Here is a 17,992-nt window from a genome sequence, read left to right on the forward strand (position 1 = left end):
GTAATAAGAAAGGTAGTATACTATGTCTATCAATGGCTTATAGTCTTAATTCAACGGCATTGGTCACCCCCCTACTTATAGGCAGTTTTTTTACTTAGCCAGAATTAGGTTGTTTTTGTCAGGGCACTATTGCCACAGAAACCTTTTGATGATTAATCTTTATTTTTTAATTTGGGTTTTAAAGTGAAAATTTAACTATTATTTAATAAATACATTGAATGTTTGGTCTATAAAGTTAAATCACAGGCTGTTAATTTTTTATGTTCACAAAGCCTTTCATACATTAACTAAGAGGTTGCTATGGCAATACGTACAGAAAAAGATTTCCTTGGTAGTTTAGATATTCCCAAAGACGCTTACTATGGCGTACATACCGCTCGGGCACTGGAAAATTTCACCATTACCGGGGTTCAAATTAACCATTTCCCGCGTATTATTATTGCGTTAGCGATGGTGAAGAAAGCAACACTGGCAGCTAATGTAGAATTTGGTTTAATCTCTAAGGAAATTGCTGGCGCGATTGATCAGGCTTGTGATGAAATCATTGATGGTAAATTGCATGAACACTTTGTTGTCGATTTGATTCAGGGTGGTGCAGGCACCTCGACTAATATGAATGCGAATGAAGTCATCGCCAATCGTGCGCTGGAAATACTTGGTCATGAAAAAGGAAGCTATAAAAATCTACACCCTAATGACCATGTGAATTTATCCCAATCAACCAATGATGTTTATCCAACGGCTTTCCGTGTTGGACTGCTATTAAGTCATGCGGATTTACTGGCTGCTCTTGAGCAGTTGATTGGCCATTTCAAAGATCGTGCTGAATTATTTAAATCGATCTATAAAATTGGTAGAACCCAGTTACAAGATGCGGTTCCCATGACCTTGGGGCAAGAGTTTCAGGCGTTTGCCGATACCTTGAGCGAAGAGAAGCAACGCTTTCGCGATTTAGAAGGGTTACTCGGCGAAGTAGGGCTTGGTGGAACAGCCATAGGCACAGGTGTAAATGCGCCAAAAGGTTTTGCCGCTGTGGCTTGTAAACACTTAGCGGAGATCAGCGGATTTTCGGTGACACCTGCTGCAAATCCAATCGAAGCGACGTCTGATACTGGTATTTATCTTACATGGTCTGGCGTGTTGCGTCGTACTGCGACCAAGCTATCAAAAATCTGTAATGATTTACGTTTGCTGTCTTGTGGTCCTCGGGCTGGTATCGGCGAAATTAATTTACCACCTGTACAAGCCGGTTCATCGATCATGCCGGGTAAGGTAAATCCAGTAATTCCAGAAATGGTGAATCAAGTGGCTTTTCAGGTAATGGGAAATGACCTGACCGTAATGATGGCGTGTGAAGGTGGGCAATTACAATTGAATGCTTTCGAGCCTGTGATGGTTGCCAATCTATTTCAATCGATCGACATTATGAAACGTGCGATGCGCATTCTGGGAGATCGATGTGTTTCTGGTATCACGCCGAATATCGAGCATTGTCAGAAAAATCTGGAAAAGAGCATCACCTTGGTTACGCTTTTAAATCCACAGCTGGGTTATGAGATTTCATCTGAAATAGCGGTCGAAGCATTAACGGCGAAACGCACTATTCGAGAGTTAATACTGGAACGCAATTTGATGAGTAGTGAAGACTATGATGCGTTGATAAAGGAATCAACAGAGCTGGATTAAACAGCTCTTTAAATGTAAAGACTCTATCCCTACATTCTAAAAAACGCCTTTAAGTAGGGGGGGGTGTTTGCTAAACAGCAACCACCCCTTTTATATGAGGATGCGCTTCATAATTCTGTAATTCAAAATCTTCGAATTTGAAATCGAAAATAGAATCCACGTCAGGATTAATTTTCATAGTAGGGAGTGGCAGTGGATCACGACTTAATTGTAATTCGGCCTGTTCCATGTGATTAGAATACAAATGCGCATCGCCCAGCGTATGAATAAAATCACCCGCTTCAAGTCCGGTAACCTGCGCAACCATCATGGTTAATAGTGCATAAGAAGCAATATTAAAAGGCACGCCAAGGAAGATATCGGCACTACGTTGATATAGTTGACAAGAAAGTTTGCCGTTTGCCACATAAAACTGGAAGAATGCATGACAAGGTGGAAGCGCCATGTGCTCAACGTCTGCAACATTCCATGCGCTAACAATAATACGACGCGAATCTGGTGTATTTTTGATTTGATCAATAATCATTGAAATCTGATCAATATGATCACCCGACGGTGTTGGCCATGAGCGCCATTGAGAGCCGTAAACTGGTCCCAGGTTTCCATCTTCATCAGCCCATTCATCCCAGATACGCACACCGTTGTCTTTGAGGTATTTGATATTGGTATCACCTTTTAAGAACCATAATAGTTCATGGATGATCGAACCCAGATGACATTTTTTGGTGGTAACAAGAGGAAAACCTTCTGATAAATCGTAACGTGCCTGATAGCCAAAAACAGACTTGGTACCAGTACCTGTGCGGTCTTCTTTTACTGTGCCGTTTTCATAAACGTGACGCATTAAATCAAGGTATTGTTTCATGCCTTGGCTCCCTTTTTTGATTTGGCTTTATTGGCAACTTTTTTGGTAGTGCAATTGCTGATGTCAGAATTATTACTTTTATAGGCCCAAACGAGTAATCCGATACCGGCAATGATCATCGGTATGGATAATAGTTGGCCCTGTGTGAGCCACTCAATCCCGAGGAAATCACTATTATCGGGGACTCTGAAAAATTCTACGGTAGAACGGGCAATACCATAACCCAGAAGGAAAAGTCCTGAGACTGCACCCAGCGGACGCGGTTTTTTCGAGAAGAACCACAGAATAAGAAATAACAAAACACCTTCGCCTATAAACTCGTAGAGTTGTGAGGCGTGTCGGGCTTGGGCATCAACATGCGGGAAAACCATTCCCCACGGAACATCAGTAGGGCGTCCCCATAGTTCGCCATTAATGAAGTTCCCCATTCTACCTGCACCTAAACCAATGGGTACCATTGGCGCGATAAAGTCACCGAGTTGTAGAAAGCGTAGATTCCATTTTCTGGCAAGTATCAACATGGCGATTAAAACGCCTATTAAGCCACCATGGAAACTCATGCCGGGTTCCCATAAACGGAACAGCTTCATCGGGTCAGCTATCAATTCTGAAAATTGATAAAAGAACATCTCACCAATTCTGCCGCCAGCGATGACGCCAATTGCGCCGTAAAACATGATGTCGTCAACTTGCTCCGGTTTAACTGGACTATGTGGACGTCTGGCTCTGATCTTTCCTAAAAAAAGAAAAGCGAGAAAACCGATAACATACATCAAACCGTACCATCGTACTCCGGTGGTTTCGGTGAAATGGATAAGAATAGGATCAATTTCAGGATAGGTGAACATGGGTAAAATTTACCAAATCATTGTTAAGGGTTATGAATACGTATTGTTGTTACGTTTGGATATTTTTTTTCGCTTTAAGCTTGGAAGCGATTAAAAATGATTACAAGTAACTAAAAGAATAATTTCTTTAGCTCTTCACCAGGCTCATCTGCACGCATGAAAGCTTCACCAACAAGAAATGCATTCACCTGATGATCACGCATCAATTTCACATGCTCGGCAGTATGTATACCACTTTCTGTCACCACAATGCGGTCTTCAGGAATTTTATCAAGCAGGTTTAGAGTGGTATCTAGAGAGGTTTCGAAATTTCGCAGATTACGATTATTGATGCCGACCAAGGTTGCGTCTAGCGGTAATGAACGCATCAGTTCTTCTTCATCGTGGACTTCAATCAATACATCCATGCCGAGTTCGCGCGCCAAGAGATACAACGATGACATTTTTTCATCGCTTAATACAGCAACAATCAGCAGTATACAATCTGCCCCCATCGCGCGTGCTTCGTAAACCTGATAAGGGTCTACCATAAAATCTTTACGAATCACCGGTAACGCACAAGCTGCTCTAGCTTGTTGTAAATATTCATCACTGCCTTGGAAAAAGTCGATATCAGTAAGAACAGATAAACAGCTTGCGCCACCGTTCTCATAACTTTTGGCAATTTCAGCAGGTATAAAATGTTCGCGGATCACGCCTTTGCTTGGCGAGGCTTTTTTAACTTCAGCAATTACGGCAGCATCACCATTGGCAATACGCTGTTGCATTGAGTTGACGAAACCACGCACGGATGAAGCGTTTTCAACACGTTTGATAACGTCGTCCAAACTATTTATTTGAAGGCGTTCAGCTATTTCTTGTTCTTTACGAAGAATAATCTTCTTTAGAATGTCAGGGGTGTTACTTTCCATGGTGTTTAAATTCCAGTATCGCTAGCAACGGCTAGAACGAGTTAGTTTCGTGGATAAGGTCGAGTAATTTCTGGCGAGCTGCGCCAGATTCAATCACTTCTAAAGCACGTTCAACACCTGCCTTGTGGGAAGCGGTCAAGCCGGCAACATAGATAGCCGCACCTGCATTCAAGGCAACAATATCTCTCGCTGGACTATTATCATTGTTCAAAACCGAATTGACCATTTCCAGACTTTCTTTGGCATTCTTGACGCGGATATGGCTAATAGGGCTTTGCTTTAAACCAAAGTCTTCAGGTTTGATTGAGTACTCTGTAATCTCGCCATCTTTAAGCTCGGCAACATAGGTTTCAGTAGAAATACTGATCTCATCCATCCCATCTTTGCCATGCACTACCATCACATGATTCGAACCTAATTGCAGGAGTACTTCGGCAACGGGTCTTACCCACTGTTTACTGAAAACTCCCAGCACTTGATTGGGTGTTTCAGCAGGACTGGTCAAAGGACCGAGTAAGTTAAATAAGGTGCGTGTGCCCATTTCTTTACGCGGCCCAATAGCATGTTTCATTGCGCTGTGGTGTTTGGGTGCAAACATAAAACCGACGCCAATATCATCGACACATTGCTTTACCTGATCTGCACTTATTTCAAGGTTTACACCAGCAGCCTCGAGTAAATCTGCAGCACCAGAGCTACTGGAAACAGATCGATTACCATGTTTGGCAACACGAGCACCAGCCGCCGCAACAACCAGACAACTAGCGGTTGAAATATTGAAAGTGCTACTACCATCTCCGCCTGTACCGACGATTTCAACAAGTTTATCTTTATCTAGATTTACCGGTGTAGCGAGTGATCTCATCACTTTTGCTGCCGCTGCAATTTCTTCAACGGTTTCACCTTTCATGCGCATCGCGATAAGAAATCCGCCTATTTGAGCATCGGTTGCCTGACCTGTCATTATCTGGTGCATGACATCTGTCATCTCATCAATGCTGAGGTTTTCTCTTTCTATCGCTTTGTTAATTGCTGATTGGATATTCATGTCTGTACTGTCATTAGTTATTCGTTGCTTTTTACGTAAATTCTACGTTTTGGATGGCAGAGAATATTAACATGGAAGTTTTTCAGATGTTAGGGCAATAACTTGAACTTTCAGTCAAATAAAAAGGCCTTGAAAGTAGGGGGGTGACTTTAAGTAACAGAATGCCCCAATAGTGATACTCATTATACGCCAAGATCATGTTAGCATTACGCTTCTACTACAAACTCCAATGAGAACAATTAATGGAAGACAAAATTGACGGCATATTTTATCCAAGCGAAAATCCTGGTGCACACGAGCGTCATTTAATTCGTCGTAGTAATAACGTCTTATTTGGAGCGCGACAAACAGAAGTTGATAGTGACTCATTGCAAGAAAATCAGAAAAAAGATCATGACATCTTGCAGCAGTTTATGTCTGATTTTCGTGATCTAATGACCAAAGCAATTGCGCTTAAACCTAACGAAGATAGCGAAGTGATTCTTGAAGTGAAGGATGGTCTGGATAAACTGTATGCAGCCTCAGTAAGCGTTGCTGATGATCAGGTCAAAGTACAGGAATCTATAAAAAAGTTACTGACAGTAATCATGCAGTCAGTTCGTAAAGGCGCTGGAAATGATGCAAAAGCATTGCAGGAGTTAGATCAGGAAGAGGCGGCACGTGAAGCAAACTTTGCATTTCTCGAATCGAAACTGGTTGCTGATATTCTCGACCCTGAATCACCGATTGAGAATGATGATCTAGTGCCTACATTATTATCTGCCGAAAAAGATGATTTAGCTTTAGCTACGCAGCTGTTCGATGAAGAGCAGATGAGTTTTCTACTAACTCAAAGTGAGAACTTATTGAATAAGTTAGACGCTGAAGGCCAGGATGTAAAACAGGCGGCTGAGAATTTTGTATTTATGGAAGGTTATATGACTTATTTGAAAGAGCAGTTAGCTTCAAAATAATCTTTAAATCAAAACAGAGACAGAAATAAAAATTTTTAAGAGAGTCTTTGTTTCAATTGCTTTAAAAATATATCCATATCAGGAAAACTTAAATCAGCTTCTCGCTGTTTCTTGCCCCACATTGGTTCTGGAAAATAACTATCTTCTTTAAAGCGCGCCATAATGTGCCAATGTACTTGTGGTACATAATTCGCGAATGACGCAATGTTGATTTTTTCAGGCTTAAAGTAATCAAGCATTTCTCGCTCAATAAGATCAAGCAACATCCAAATTTGTTGCTTGGTTTCCTGATTACAATCCGTCATTTCTTTGCATTTTTCTTGGGCAAATATTTTAAGCCACGGAATCTCAGAGTCTTCTACTTCGATACGAATATGTTTATTTTCATAAATGTTCATTCTTTAAGTTAAACATGCTTTCAAAAAAAAAGCCAAGGAGATTCCTTGGCTTTTTGCTAAGTTATGACTCAAACTTTTAGTTACGGAGTAACTGTTACAGTCACATTACCCGAGCCATTATGTCCGTGACCATCGTGAACACCGTAATAGAAAATATTGGTACCTGTGAATCCAGGATTAGGAGTATATAAGACTCCACCGTTTACTTTAGTCGTTGTTCCATTCTGACCTTGGTCAACTTGATCAAGAATCAGTACATCACCATCGGCATCACTATCATTGGCTAATACATCGATAAAGATTGGCGTGTTTTTAGGTGTACTAACAACTTCATTGTAAATTTCTGGATAAGAATCATTACCATCGTTAGGGTCTGTGCTTGAGAATGTTAAAGTCGCGGTATCAGAGCCACCACGTCCGTCACTAATCGTGTATGTAACTGTAATACTTCCAACATTACTCTGAGGATCAAAAAATATCGTACCGTCATTATTTAAAACAGCGAATCCTAATGGAGGTTGAACAATCGAAACTACCGATAGGGTATCACCATCAGGATCGGTATCATTAGCCAAAACATTTACTGTTTTAGTCTTATCGAAATCTACTCCAGCACTATCTTCAACAGCATCGGGTGCATTGTTAGGTGGTGGTGGCGTAACGGTAACTGTTACCGTAGCTGTATCTGTGCCGCCATATCCATCACTGATTGTATATTTGAATTTATCAGTACCAGAAAAACCATTTTTGGCAATATATCTAATCTTTTTGGTAGTAGTGTTTAATGTTGCTGTCCCGTTTGAAGGAATTGTGACATTAGTAACAGTAAGTGTATCTCCCTCAGGGTCAGTATCATTTGCTAGTACTGTAATATTCTTTGGCGTAGTTCCTACCGTTGATGCAGAATCATTTCTAGCATCAGGTACAGTATTTGGTCGTTCCAGAACTTTTATATTTAATGTCGCTGATGCTGTACCACCTTTGCCATCATTGATTTCATAAGATACGGAATCAGGACCAGAGAATCCTGTGTCTGGAGTATAAATAATATTTTCACCAGAAATAACAGCTTGACCATTTCCAGCTTCTCCAATACCAGTAATTTTTAAAGTATCACCGTCGGCGTCACTGTCATTGTCTATTACATCTATGGCTATCTGAGTATTGTAAGGAACGCTCGCTGAATCATTATTTGCAATAGGAGCGGTGTTTGTTGGAGCAGAAACCTCAATAGTGACTGTTGCAGTATCTTGATAACTTCCAGTAGCTGAGTCAGTTATAGAATAGGTAAATGAGTCAGATCCTGTATAGCCAGAAGTTGCTGTATATTTAATTTTATTTGAAACAATATTCACGGTTCCATGATTAGGACCATTTTCTATTGCACGAATTTTTAGCGCACTATTTGTATACGATAAATCATTGGCTAAAACATCAATATTAATAGTTCCTGAATTGGCAACTGTTATAGCGTCATTATTTGCACTTACTTGGTTAGAGTTAGTTGGGAATAATAAGGTGTAAATCGGCATTGCTTGTTCTGGGATTCTATAAACCTCATTCCAGTTTTCGTCTCGGCTCATAAATGACATAGGGATTATATTTCCGAGGTATTCAAAATCAGATTTTTTAATAGCAATCTCAAGGATGTTTCCTACTTTAGAAAACTCTATGTTATTCACTCCATAATCCCATGCCCATTGTGGCGAGTTACTAGTGGATTTATCGAGCAAACTGTTCTCTATCATATAATCTGCACCTGCTTGCCAGTTAGGCATGTATGCAGCTAGATCAAAACCAGTGTTGGATTTATTATCTGTATCCATAAAAATTTGAGTGTTTTTGTTGAGGTTGTCAGCATTAACCATAAAATATATTTTATCCGCATCATCAGTGACCTTCATGATGCCATTTGATGAGCTCATTAACGTCGGTATGTTTATCCAATCTGAAGCATTTCCATCAATAGTAATGCCTTCAGGAGTAACTGCTGTGATTTCAACTTTTCGGGTTTTTGATGCTTTATTACCGGCATTATCTTTAACGCTATAGTTAACAGTGTAACTACCCGCAACAGCAGTGTTTACATTTGATTTAATAACAATAGCTGTACTGATGTCACCGTCGACATGATCGACAGCAGTTGCACCTAGTTCGTTATAAATAGAACCTACTTCGAGTGATAAAGGATTTGCTCCAGTTAGCGTTAACACTGGGGCTTCAGTATCGACAACTGTTGTTGAACAGTAAGATAAAGTGAATGCCTGCATCTTTGCAGAGATTGGGTAGAAGGTTGCTATATTCCAATCATTATCGCGAGTCATTACTCCGACATTTACGTTGTTACAGATTTCGCCGAGTAGGGCGATATCGATATTGATCTTTAATTTATCAAGACTAACTGCATAGGTAATATCACCGACATTAGTATTCCAACTCCAGGTGGTATCGCTAGCTGTTGATTTGAAGAGGTCACCATCTTCTATAATGTAATCAACACCACTTTGTGACCATGCCTGGTTTTCGAACTGAAAGCCTGTTGCTGCTGTATTATCAGTATCCAGATAAATTTGAACATGATCACCATGGCTTAAATTGTCAGACTGAATGGTAATGAGTAGTTCATTTCCAACCACTTCTACATCTAAATCTGTATCGCTTTGAGGTGTTGGTGATGGCGAACTTTTCCAGTTAGTGATATTCACTATTCTTGGCAATGAGGTGACTGAGGGTGCCTCACTAATGACCACATCGGTAGTGTTATTCGTACTAGAATTATTGGTCGAGTCAGATGTAGTAGATGAAGAGCTTCCACCTCCGCCACACGCACTTAAAATAATAGATAATGATGCAGCAAAAACGATAGATAGAAATCCATTCAGTTTCATCAGTGAGTCCTTTCAGTATGAAATATAAAGTGTTTGAACCATTGATAGATTCAAGCGGAAGAAGTATAGAGGGAATAAAGAACAGAGTTTTTGAATCACTCTAAACTAAAGATAAAGGGTTGTATTCGTTGGATGTAAGGATTTTATGCAATTGTGGTTTGCCAGCCTAGTATGTAAGCCCATTAATGATTATATGCTGAGATAGATTACAAATTGCATCGTTGCAGACATCGCTCTATTATCAGCTTTTTCCAGAGTCTTGCGTTTAATAGATAAGACTAAGTAGGCGATAGTAAATAGAATGAGTTTTCTCGACCATATCAAGCAGTGTAATCATTATAATCCACTGAATTACATGCCATTTCTTGTGAACGGTATTCAATACGGGTGGGCAAAAAAAGAGTTTGTCGAACAGCTAAAAGCCTATGACAAGGTTTTCGCTATGGAATCGGATTGCCTAACGATTAATCCTGCATTGAGCACCTGTGAAGAGCGTAGTGCTGCAATAAAACCTGTGTTGGAACAACTCCACAAAGAGGGTGTTATTGATACCTGGGTGAATGAGCTTTATGCCATTACCAATCACTTCGGTGATGAGCCTGCGTTGCTAATTGAAAGAGCATCCGTCAGCTACTTTGGTGCACGAGGTTACGGGGTACATATCAACGGTCTGGTCGAAAAAAATGACGGTGTGTACATCTGGATTGCAAAACGCGCCAAAGATAAACCGTTCTGGCCCGGAAGTCTTGATCAGATCGTGGCAGGTGGTCAGCCTGCTGGAATAAGCTTGATTGAGAACGTCATCAAAGAGTCGGCAGAAGAAGCGGCAATCCCAGAATCTATTTCAGCGAAAGCCGAATTAATGAGCGAAATTCATTATCGGGGTGAAACGCATAGCGAAAAGAACAGAGGGTTAAATGTCGATACATTATTTAATTACGATTTATGGCTGCCCGACGATTTTACACCCGTCAATACCGATGGCGAAGTTGATGAGTTTATCTTGATGTCACTAGAAGAAATGGCAGATATCACTGATACAAGCAATGACTTCAAAGCTAATTGTAACCTGGTCAATATTGATTTATTAATCAGACGAGGTTTGATAAGCGAAAGCCACCCAGACTATAATGAAATCACACAATTACTGTATGCCCCAGCGGCACTGTAACCTGTCTTTTTAGAAAAGATTATTAACGAACACAAATTGAGAAATTTATGAGCTATACCACCGAGAATAACCACAGTATTCCTTTGAATCCTGTGTCTAGCAGTGAACTTGAAGCCAAGTTAAAACAGTACCCAGAAAACGTATCAAAATGGGTTGCAAGTAACGGTTTCGAGGCTAAGCCAGATCAGTTCTGTGTCGTGCCGGATGCAAATGGCGCACTATCAATGGTATTTGTCGGTGTCGAAGAAAACATCACAAGTAAACCTGAATTATTGATGTGGTCAATAGCTGGTTTACCAAAGAATTTGCCTGCGGGTCAATACCATCTGGAAACGAACTGGTCAGAGGCTGAGAAATTGAAAGCCACTATCGGCTGGGGACTGGGCGATTACAGTTTCGATTTCTTTAAAGCCGATTTCCTGGAGCCTAAAGAAAAAGCCGTATTACGCATTGAAGAGCAACAGCTTGATGAAGTGAATGCCTTTGTTGATGCATTCACACTCGTTAGAGATATGGTCAATACACCTGCAAACCACATGATGCCTGAAGATATGTCTTCGCTAGTTCAAGAGTTAGCCGAACAACACGATGCCACCTTTAGCGAAGTAGTTGGTGATGATTTACTGGAAGAAAACTTCCCTGCGATTCATGCGGTAGGTCGCGCCAGCGATCACGCACCAAGACTTTTGCAAATGAATTGGGGTGATGAGAAAAACCCAGTACTTAGTTTGGTGGGTAAAGGCGTTTGTTTCGATACAGGTGGCCTAGATTTAAAACCATCCAAGTTTATGCGCAATATGAAAAAAGACATGGGTGGTGCAGCACATGTGTTAGGTCTGGCGCATTTGATTATGAGCAGCAATCTACCTGTTCGTCTTCAAGTACTGATTCCATCGGTGGATAATGCAGTTTCAGGAGACGCTTATCGCCCAGGAGATATCATTGATACCCGCGCACATAAAACCGTCGAAATAGATAATACCGATGCTGAAGGTCGCGTTGTATTGTGTGATGCATTAGCCCTGGCATGCGAACAAACGCCAGACTTAATCATCGATTTCGCCACCCTGACTGGCGCTGCTCGTGTTGCCGTAGGCACAGAAATTCCGGCACTCTTCAGTAACACCGATTCAGTCATTACTGATTTACAAAAAGCCTCGAAAGAATCCGGCGAGTTACTATGGCCGTTACCTTTACACCAAGGTTATCGTTATCAATTAGAAAGTGCAGTCGCCGATATGGTGAATAGCTCATCAGAAGGTTACGGGGGTGCGATTACCGCAGCGTTGTATCTCAATGAATTTGTTACTGAAGGAACTCAGTGGGCACATTTTGATGTGATGGCGTATAACACACGAGATCGCGTAGGAAGACCAAAAGGTGGTGAAGCGATGGGGTTATTGGCAACATTTACTTATTTGGAAAGTCGATATTCTTAACGTATTTCGACTTATTACGCTCTCAATACATTCTAAATAAATTCTAAATACACCCCCCTACTTATAGAGGCTTTTTGTGATAAAAAGCCTCTATAAGTAGGGGGGTGTATAAATCGTTCGTATTCTTTAATACTTAGTTAAAATCTAGCACATATATATTAATAGCTGCGTAACAATAAAAAAGGTTTCACATTAAAAACAGCTAAGGTATTTGATTTTCCATTTCTTGACTGTTTGTGTGCTTTGGTCCTTATGAATCTAAAATCATTATTTAGCTTTTTGATTATATTAAGGTGCAAAATACCTTATCAAAGTAGAGTAAATATCTTCAGATACATGTCAGTGATAGTTTAAAAAATTAATGCTCAGTTAACTGCTAATTAAGCGTGTTATGCAATGTTAACTGCCCGTTAAGCCATAAGTGTTTATTATGATGATTAAACTTAGTCATGAGACAGATGCTTAAAATTGCTAGTTGGTTTGGTTAATGAGATATATTTTCATTGCTGTGGGGAGTTGTCAGCGTAATCGATTTAGTCGTTAAACAATTTTATTTATGGCTGCTTACAATTTAATAAAGAACAAGGCATATCATATTATAGTGCTTTCAAATCAAAACTGCTGTCAGCAAATACTAGCAGTATTTCGTGCTTCTTTATTTCTGCTGATCACATTTGGTACGCCTGTATACTCAGCAACATCGGTCACGATTTATGATGAGGCTTATCGCAAGAGTATAACGGGAATTGCAGCAGCAGCTTCACTGGATGATGCATGGGGGAGTTCACTACCTTACGGAGCGTTTCGACCAGACTTATTTAATACAACCGGTGCGGGTTTACCCCATGCAGGTACTAAAAACTTTACTGATTCAATAGCAAACCCTTATCAGGTGGATTGGCAAGTAGGTTATATAAATACTACAGGTCCTGGAATTCCGACATCAATCGTATTTATACCTGTTAATACAGGTTCCGTAACGCTCAATACTTCAGATGATATTCAATCCAGCGCACCTAATCCTTATACATTTGAGTACAGGTTATCAACTGGTTTTTCAGCGCCTGGTTTAAATGCAATCCGTCTGGATTTTTCAAATAGTAGCACCAGCATAAATGAATTTGGTATCTATGTAGGAGATCTTGAATCACGCCTAAATAATGGTACTGCGGGTAGAGTGATCGTCTATAACACTTCAGGAGCATTGCTTTCAGATACACCCATACAATACACAGGCACAGTATTAAACGGTGTCGACTATGACTCAGCTGATCCCTTGGGTGCTCCAACAGGTGCGGCTGCTAATCCTTCAGGTAGCTGGGGTAATAGCACCACATCATTTATAGCTGTGAAGTCGGATGATGCTATTGGTAGAGTTATCATTCATGTCGGTGATGATGATCACACTACTAACAATAATGGTGCCTCAGAAGGGCTAGGTATTGCAGGTTTTCAAATACCGGATCAGTCAATAATAGTTGTCCCCCTTAACCCAACTCTCACCCTAATCAAAACTGTAGTCAACGATAACGGTGGCAGCGCTATTGCAACAGATTTCACCCCCAGCATTGATTCTATCGCAACCAGTTGGAATACTGCAGTCACTTTAAGTGCAGGGCCACATATCGCTAGCGAAAGCAGCTTGGCAGGTTATACCGCTGGTAGTTGGGGAGGAGATTGTGCTGCCGATGGAAGAATTACCTTGGTACTGGGTCAGAATGCCACTTGCACTATCACCAATGACGATATACCTCAATCAGCCGACTTATCTGTGACTAAAACATTAGTAACATCAGGGCCCTATACTTCCGGACAAACAGTCAACTATACAATTACAGTATCCAATGCGGGGCCAGATACCGCAACAAATGTCGTTGTTACTGACTTACCTACAAATTTAATAATCACAAGTGCAACTGGTCCGAGTTCGAGCTGTGCCATTTCACCTACATCAGGTTTAACAACTTCAGTGGATTGTACGATTGCGAGTTTATTAAATGGTGATAGTGAAACCATCACATTACAGGCAACAGTGCCTTAATTCCTTGTTAGAGTTTCGTTGTAAATTACGCAATGCGCATTATAAAAATCTGGCGAGTAAAAACATCTTTTTCTTAAATTCTGATTAGATCAGAATCCATGTGATTTCATAGATTTAACCAATATATGATGAATCTGTGAGATTCACCTACCGTTCATCCTGTTGTTGTTAAACTAGCGTTTGTGCGTTATGTATTTCTATGGGGATAGTTTACTTAAAAATATATTCACGGTTTATTACAAGGAACAATGGGGCATTGTTTCATTGGGGTTGTTTTAACATGAAAAGTTTTTCACAGTTAAATAATAAAATTATAATTTCTTTGAAATTACTGTTGCTCAGTGGATTACTGTTAGTTTGTGGAAATGCATCAGCCATTGCAATTACGCCAGATTTAGAAGTACAAAAAATTTCAGGTGTGGGTAGTTCACCAAGCTCAGTTACATTTGAGAATACGACTTACACGAATCCCATTCCCGTTTGTACCTACAATATCCCATCCAGATCTGCAAACCCTGCAACGGTTCGTATTCAGAACTTAACGAATTCAGGTATGTCTATTTATTTACAAGGGTCTGATGGCGCCGTTACTGCCGGCGATGTGCATTGTATTATTGCACAGGAAGGTGGATATACAAGCGCTGTTGATGGAATTGAGTTCGAAGCACGTAGCGTGGTTTCAGATGAAACCAATGGTTCTGGACGTTGGCAAAATAGTCGCTTAGAAACAGTACGTGATACCAATGCAGCGACTACAGATTTAGTGACAGGTACATATGCTTCACCAGTAGTGGTTGGTCAGGTGATTTCATCTAACGATACAGCATTTTCTACTTTTTGGACGAATAACTGTAGTAGTCGCCAGACTCCACCAAACTCCAATAATATGTGCATCGGTAAACACAATGGTAAATTAGGTGCCGGGGCCGAACCTACCTCTTCAGAAACGATAGGGTTTATGGTGTTTGAGCGCCAAACAGCGACTACCGCTCAAGTTAATAATATTCATTACACTGCACTTTTAGGTGGCGACGCTGTTGCAGGTGTAACGAATAACCCACCTCATACTTACAATTTGCCAAATTCTTATAACTACGAGTTTGGTATAGCTTCGCAAAATGCTGAGGATGGTGGTGATGGTAGCTGGGCTGTTCTTTATGGTGCAGACCCGCTTGCCGCTGGCAATATGGATCTTGCAGTAGATGAAACGGATGCACCAAACCGTGGACATACTAATGAACAAGTCGTTTATGTTGCGTTTGCAATGAGTGAATTGACACTGGAAAAAACAGTGATCACGAATAATGGTGGAACAGCTGTAGATGCAAATTTCACCTTAAGCTATGCAGGTTCATCATCAGCTAGTGGAATTGAAGGCAGCACTGCGGTTACTAAGGCTACGATACTTCCCGGAACTTACGCTTTATCAGAGACGAATATACCGGGTTACACCGCAAGTGCCTGGAGTTGTACAGGAGGTACTCTAGTCGGTTCAAATATTACACTTGTTATAGGTGACGATGTTACTTGTACCATCACCAATGATGACAATCCTGCACGTTTAACCATTAGTAAAACAATTACAACGGATGATGGTGTTGTTGCTACGCTGGCGGATTTTAATGTTGCTGTGAATGGTACCGAGGTGCCATGGAGCAATCCCTCATCAACGACTGGCGGCTCAGAAATAGTCACGACATCTGCAGGCACTTATACCTTGAGTGAAATTGATTTTGCAAGCTATGCTGAAGGAAGCTGGAGTTGTATAGATGATAATAACTAGCAGCCCGGTAGCTGTTACTAATGGTGGTGCATTTGATGGGGCAGATGTAGATGTAGCGCTTGGACAATCCGTAACCTGCTCCATCACCAATGATGATATTTCACCTTTTATACCCAGTTTGACCGTAGTGAAAACTATTGTGTCTGATAATGGCGGTAGCAACACCCTGGATAGTTTTGATGTTTCAGTCAACGGCACAGAAGTCGCCTGGACTAATCCTACGTCGATGCTTGGTGGAAGCCAGTTAATAACTCAAACACTCGGTACTTATACCCTAAGTGAAAACAATATGGGGGAGTATACCGAAGGAATCTGGGATTGCCGAGATCAGAATGGCGTAAGCGTAGCAGTCACAAATAGTGGTGCATTTAGTGGTGCCGACATAATACTTGCAACAGGGCAGGCGCTCATTTGTTCCATTACCAATGATGACGATGTACCTTCATACACCATGAGTAAATCAGCAGGTGTACCAAGCGTGAATCTGGGCTCGAATGCGACGATCACAGATAAAGACGACACTATTACCTATACGTTTACTTTTGTGAATACAGGCACTGTCGATCTAGTTAATCTGGCAGTACAGGATCCGTTATTTGGTGCAGGTAACGTATGCACCATTGCGAGTTTGGCAGCAGGCTCAACAGATAATACTAGCTGTGTACTGACTCACACTCTAACGCAAGCGGATGTAGATGCAGCCAGTGTGGTCAACACAGCGACAAGTAGCGCTTATGCGCCGGATGGTACAACGGTTATTGCGGAAGATAATTCAGCCAATGACAATAGTGTGGTCACAGCTATTACACAAGCGCCAAACCTTTCCATTCTAAAATCAACGGCAACCTTAACAACGGATGCAGATAGTTCTACAGATATAAGCTTAGGCGATACGATAACGTATACGGTTACAGCCACCAATGATGGTAATATGACTTTAAACAACGTTATTGTCTCTGACCCAGAATTAAATCCAACTAGCTTTACCTGCCTGACCGTAGCACCGAATGCTGTATGTGTGTTGTCCGGTACCCATGTTGTTGAACTTGATGAATCAAATGCTGGAAAAGTTGTAAACACTGCCGGGGTTGTTTCTGATGAAATAACGACATCAGTCCAATCTAACACGGTAACAACACCGGTTGTGCAAACGCTAGAATTCACCATGGCAAAGACATCAGATACGGCAGATATCGGTGTGCCGGGTACCATCACTTATACCTTTACCTTTACAAATACCGGTAATGTTGATTTGACAGATCTGACGGTTGCGGATACCAATATAGATGCAGGAACACTTAGTAATTGCCCGATTTCTAACTTAGCGCCTGATGCTATCGCAACGTGTACCGCGACCCGAACAATAAGCCGGGAACAGATCAGTGCGGGTGATGATATAATCAACACCGCTATACCTTCAGCTAAAGGTCCTGATGGTATTACTTCAGCGACTGAAGATAACACCGCGGATGATAACAGCACGACGACAACCATTACGACATGGGCTGATGTATCGGTAACAAAAACACTTACTACAGCGGGTCCGTATACATCAGGACAAACAATTAGCTACGAGATTGTTGTCACCAACTCTGCATCTTCATGGAGTGATGCTACTAACGTAGTTGTAACTGATTTGCCCACCAATTTAACGATCACCAACGTTTCCAGTACGAACTGTTCCGCACTTCCGTGTACCATTCCATTGTTAAATATTGGTGACAGTGAAATAATTACTGTTGAAGCTACAGCGCCTTGATGTTGAGTTATTAAATGGCACGGCCACGGTTCAAGTGAAAGTTTAAAAAAGGGCTTAGCCGAGATGTTTTCGGAGAGGATAAATCCGAAGGCGAGGTTTAAAAAAAACTCGTATAAGTAGGGGGGGGTGAATTCAACAACTAAATGCAATTCTTTGAAACAATCTAAGGAAAGGGTAAGTTGCCGTAAACTAATCCAATTTC

Annotated in this window: 13 protein-coding genes; 7 read left to right on the forward strand and 6 right to left on the reverse strand. The window is 41.1% G+C overall.

The features are described 5' to 3' along the window. Positions 1–300: 300 nt before the first annotated feature. A complete protein-coding gene (locus tag Q1A31_RS20285) occupies positions 301–1,686 on the forward strand; it encodes an aspartate ammonia-lyase (protein ID WP_299881410.1) in 1,386 nt (461 codons plus the stop codon). A 70-nt stretch (positions 1,687–1,756) separates the two neighbouring features. Here Q1A31_RS20285 and Q1A31_RS20290 read toward each other — a convergent pair whose 3' ends face one another. From Q1A31_RS20290 to trpD, 4 genes are all read right to left on the reverse strand, one after another. Continuing rightward, positions 1,757–2,551, reverse strand: a complete 795-nt coding sequence (locus Q1A31_RS20290; RefSeq protein ID WP_299881412.1) for a thymidylate synthase — start codon at positions 2,549–2,551, stop codon at positions 1,757–1,759. After that, complete coding sequence (gene lgt, locus Q1A31_RS20295) at positions 2,548–3,399, reverse strand: prolipoprotein diacylglyceryl transferase (RefSeq protein ID WP_299881414.1); 852 nt, start codon at positions 3,397–3,399, stop codon at positions 2,548–2,550. The genes Q1A31_RS20290 and lgt overlap by 4 nt, the downstream gene beginning before the upstream one ends. A gap of 110 nt (positions 3,400–3,509) precedes the next feature. After that, positions 3,510–4,310 carry an indole-3-glycerol phosphate synthase TrpC gene (gene trpC / locus Q1A31_RS20300; RefSeq protein ID WP_299881417.1) on the reverse strand — a complete coding sequence of 267 codons (801 nt, stop codon included), beginning with the start codon at positions 4,308–4,310 and terminating at the stop codon, positions 3,510–3,512. A 31-nt stretch (positions 4,311–4,341) separates the two neighbouring features. Continuing rightward, positions 4,342–5,358, reverse strand: coding sequence for an anthranilate phosphoribosyltransferase (trpD, locus tag Q1A31_RS20305; RefSeq protein ID WP_299881420.1), 1,017 nt, complete (start codon positions 5,356–5,358; stop codon positions 4,342–4,344). Positions 5,359–5,600: 242 nt separating this feature from the next. On the opposite strand from trpD, the gene Q1A31_RS20310 reads away from it, so the two are divergent. Further along, positions 5,601–6,311: a hypothetical protein gene (locus Q1A31_RS20310; RefSeq protein WP_299881423.1), complete on the forward strand. Its 711-nt coding sequence runs from the start codon at positions 5,601–5,603 to the stop codon at positions 6,309–6,311. Positions 6,312–6,346: 35 nt separating this feature from the next. Here the strand turns inward: Q1A31_RS20310 and Q1A31_RS20315 are convergent, their stop codons facing one another. Together Q1A31_RS20315 and Q1A31_RS20320 are read right to left on the reverse strand one after the other, a co-directional pair. Next, a complete protein-coding gene (locus Q1A31_RS20315; protein ID WP_299881425.1) occupies positions 6,347–6,709 on the reverse strand; it encodes an HIT family protein in 363 nt (120 codons plus the stop codon). 80 nt (positions 6,710–6,789) lie between these two features. After that, positions 6,790–9,597, reverse strand: a complete 2,808-nt coding sequence (locus Q1A31_RS20320) for an Ig-like domain-containing protein (RefSeq protein ID WP_299881427.1) — start codon at positions 9,595–9,597, stop codon at positions 6,790–6,792. Between the two features lie 301 nt (positions 9,598–9,898). Between Q1A31_RS20320 and Q1A31_RS20325 the strand changes: the two genes are divergently transcribed. The 5 genes from Q1A31_RS20325 (at position 9,899) to Q1A31_RS20345 (ending at position 17,790) form a co-directional block, all read left to right on the forward strand. Further along, the gene (locus tag Q1A31_RS20325) at positions 9,899–10,768 is read left to right on the forward strand and encodes an NUDIX hydrolase family protein (protein ID WP_299881430.1); all 870 of its coding nucleotides are present in this window, start codon (positions 9,899–9,901) and stop codon (positions 10,766–10,768) included. A 47-nt stretch (positions 10,769–10,815) separates the two neighbouring features. Then, a complete protein-coding gene (locus Q1A31_RS20330; RefSeq protein WP_299881433.1) occupies positions 10,816–12,207 on the forward strand; it encodes a M17 family metallopeptidase in 1,392 nt (463 codons plus the stop codon). A 601-nt stretch (positions 12,208–12,808) separates the two neighbouring features. After that, positions 12,809–14,248, forward strand: a complete 1,440-nt coding sequence (locus Q1A31_RS20335) for a hypothetical protein (protein WP_299881435.1) — start codon at positions 12,809–12,811, stop codon at positions 14,246–14,248. A 280-nt stretch (positions 14,249–14,528) separates the two neighbouring features. Then, positions 14,529–16,031 carry a hypothetical protein gene (locus Q1A31_RS20340; RefSeq protein ID WP_299881438.1) on the forward strand — a complete coding sequence of 501 codons (1,503 nt, stop codon included), beginning with the start codon at positions 14,529–14,531 and terminating at the stop codon, positions 16,029–16,031. After that, positions 16,018–17,790, forward strand: coding sequence for a hypothetical protein (locus Q1A31_RS20345; RefSeq protein ID WP_299881441.1), 1,773 nt, complete (start codon positions 16,018–16,020; stop codon positions 17,788–17,790). Before Q1A31_RS20340 ends, Q1A31_RS20345 begins: the two co-directional genes overlap by 14 nt. Positions 17,791–17,992 lie beyond the last annotated feature (202 nt).

This window comes from uncultured Cocleimonas sp., from assembly GCF_947495625.1.
GTDB lineage: Bacteria > Pseudomonadota > Gammaproteobacteria > Thiotrichales > Thiotrichaceae > Cocleimonas.

Excerpts from the sequence above, each read along its gene's own strand:
- Q1A31_RS20285 (WP_299881410.1), top strand. The coding sequence starts at position 301 with ATGGCAATACGTACAGAAAAAGATTTCCTTGGTAGTTTAGATATTCCC.
- Q1A31_RS20290 (WP_299881412.1), bottom strand. The coding sequence starts at position 2,551 with ATGAAACAATACCTTGATTTAATGCGTCACGTTTATGAAAACGGCACA.
- lgt (WP_299881414.1), bottom strand. The coding sequence starts at position 3,399 with ATGTTCACCTATCCTGAAATTGATCCTATTCTTATCCATTTCACCGAA.
- trpC (WP_299881417.1), bottom strand. The coding sequence starts at position 4,310 with ATGGAAAGTAACACCCCTGACATTCTAAAGAAGATTATTCTTCGTAAA.
- trpD (WP_299881420.1), bottom strand. The coding sequence starts at position 5,358 with ATGAATATCCAATCAGCAATTAACAAAGCGATAGAAAGAGAAAACCTC.
- Q1A31_RS20310 (WP_299881423.1), top strand. The coding sequence starts at position 5,601 with ATGGAAGACAAAATTGACGGCATATTTTATCCAAGCGAAAATCCTGGT.
- Q1A31_RS20315 (WP_299881425.1), bottom strand. The coding sequence starts at position 6,709 with ATGAACATTTATGAAAATAAACATATTCGTATCGAAGTAGAAGACTCT.
- Q1A31_RS20320 (WP_299881427.1), bottom strand. The coding sequence starts at position 9,597 with ATGAAACTGAATGGATTTCTATCTATCGTTTTTGCTGCATCATTATCT.
- Q1A31_RS20325 (WP_299881430.1), top strand. The coding sequence starts at position 9,899 with ATGAGTTTTCTCGACCATATCAAGCAGTGTAATCATTATAATCCACTG.
- Q1A31_RS20330 (WP_299881433.1), top strand. The coding sequence starts at position 10,816 with ATGAGCTATACCACCGAGAATAACCACAGTATTCCTTTGAATCCTGTG.
- Q1A31_RS20340 (WP_299881438.1), top strand. The coding sequence starts at position 14,529 with ATGAAAAGTTTTTCACAGTTAAATAATAAAATTATAATTTCTTTGAAA.
- Q1A31_RS20345 (WP_299881441.1), top strand. The coding sequence starts at position 16,018 with ATGATAATAACTAGCAGCCCGGTAGCTGTTACTAATGGTGGTGCATTT.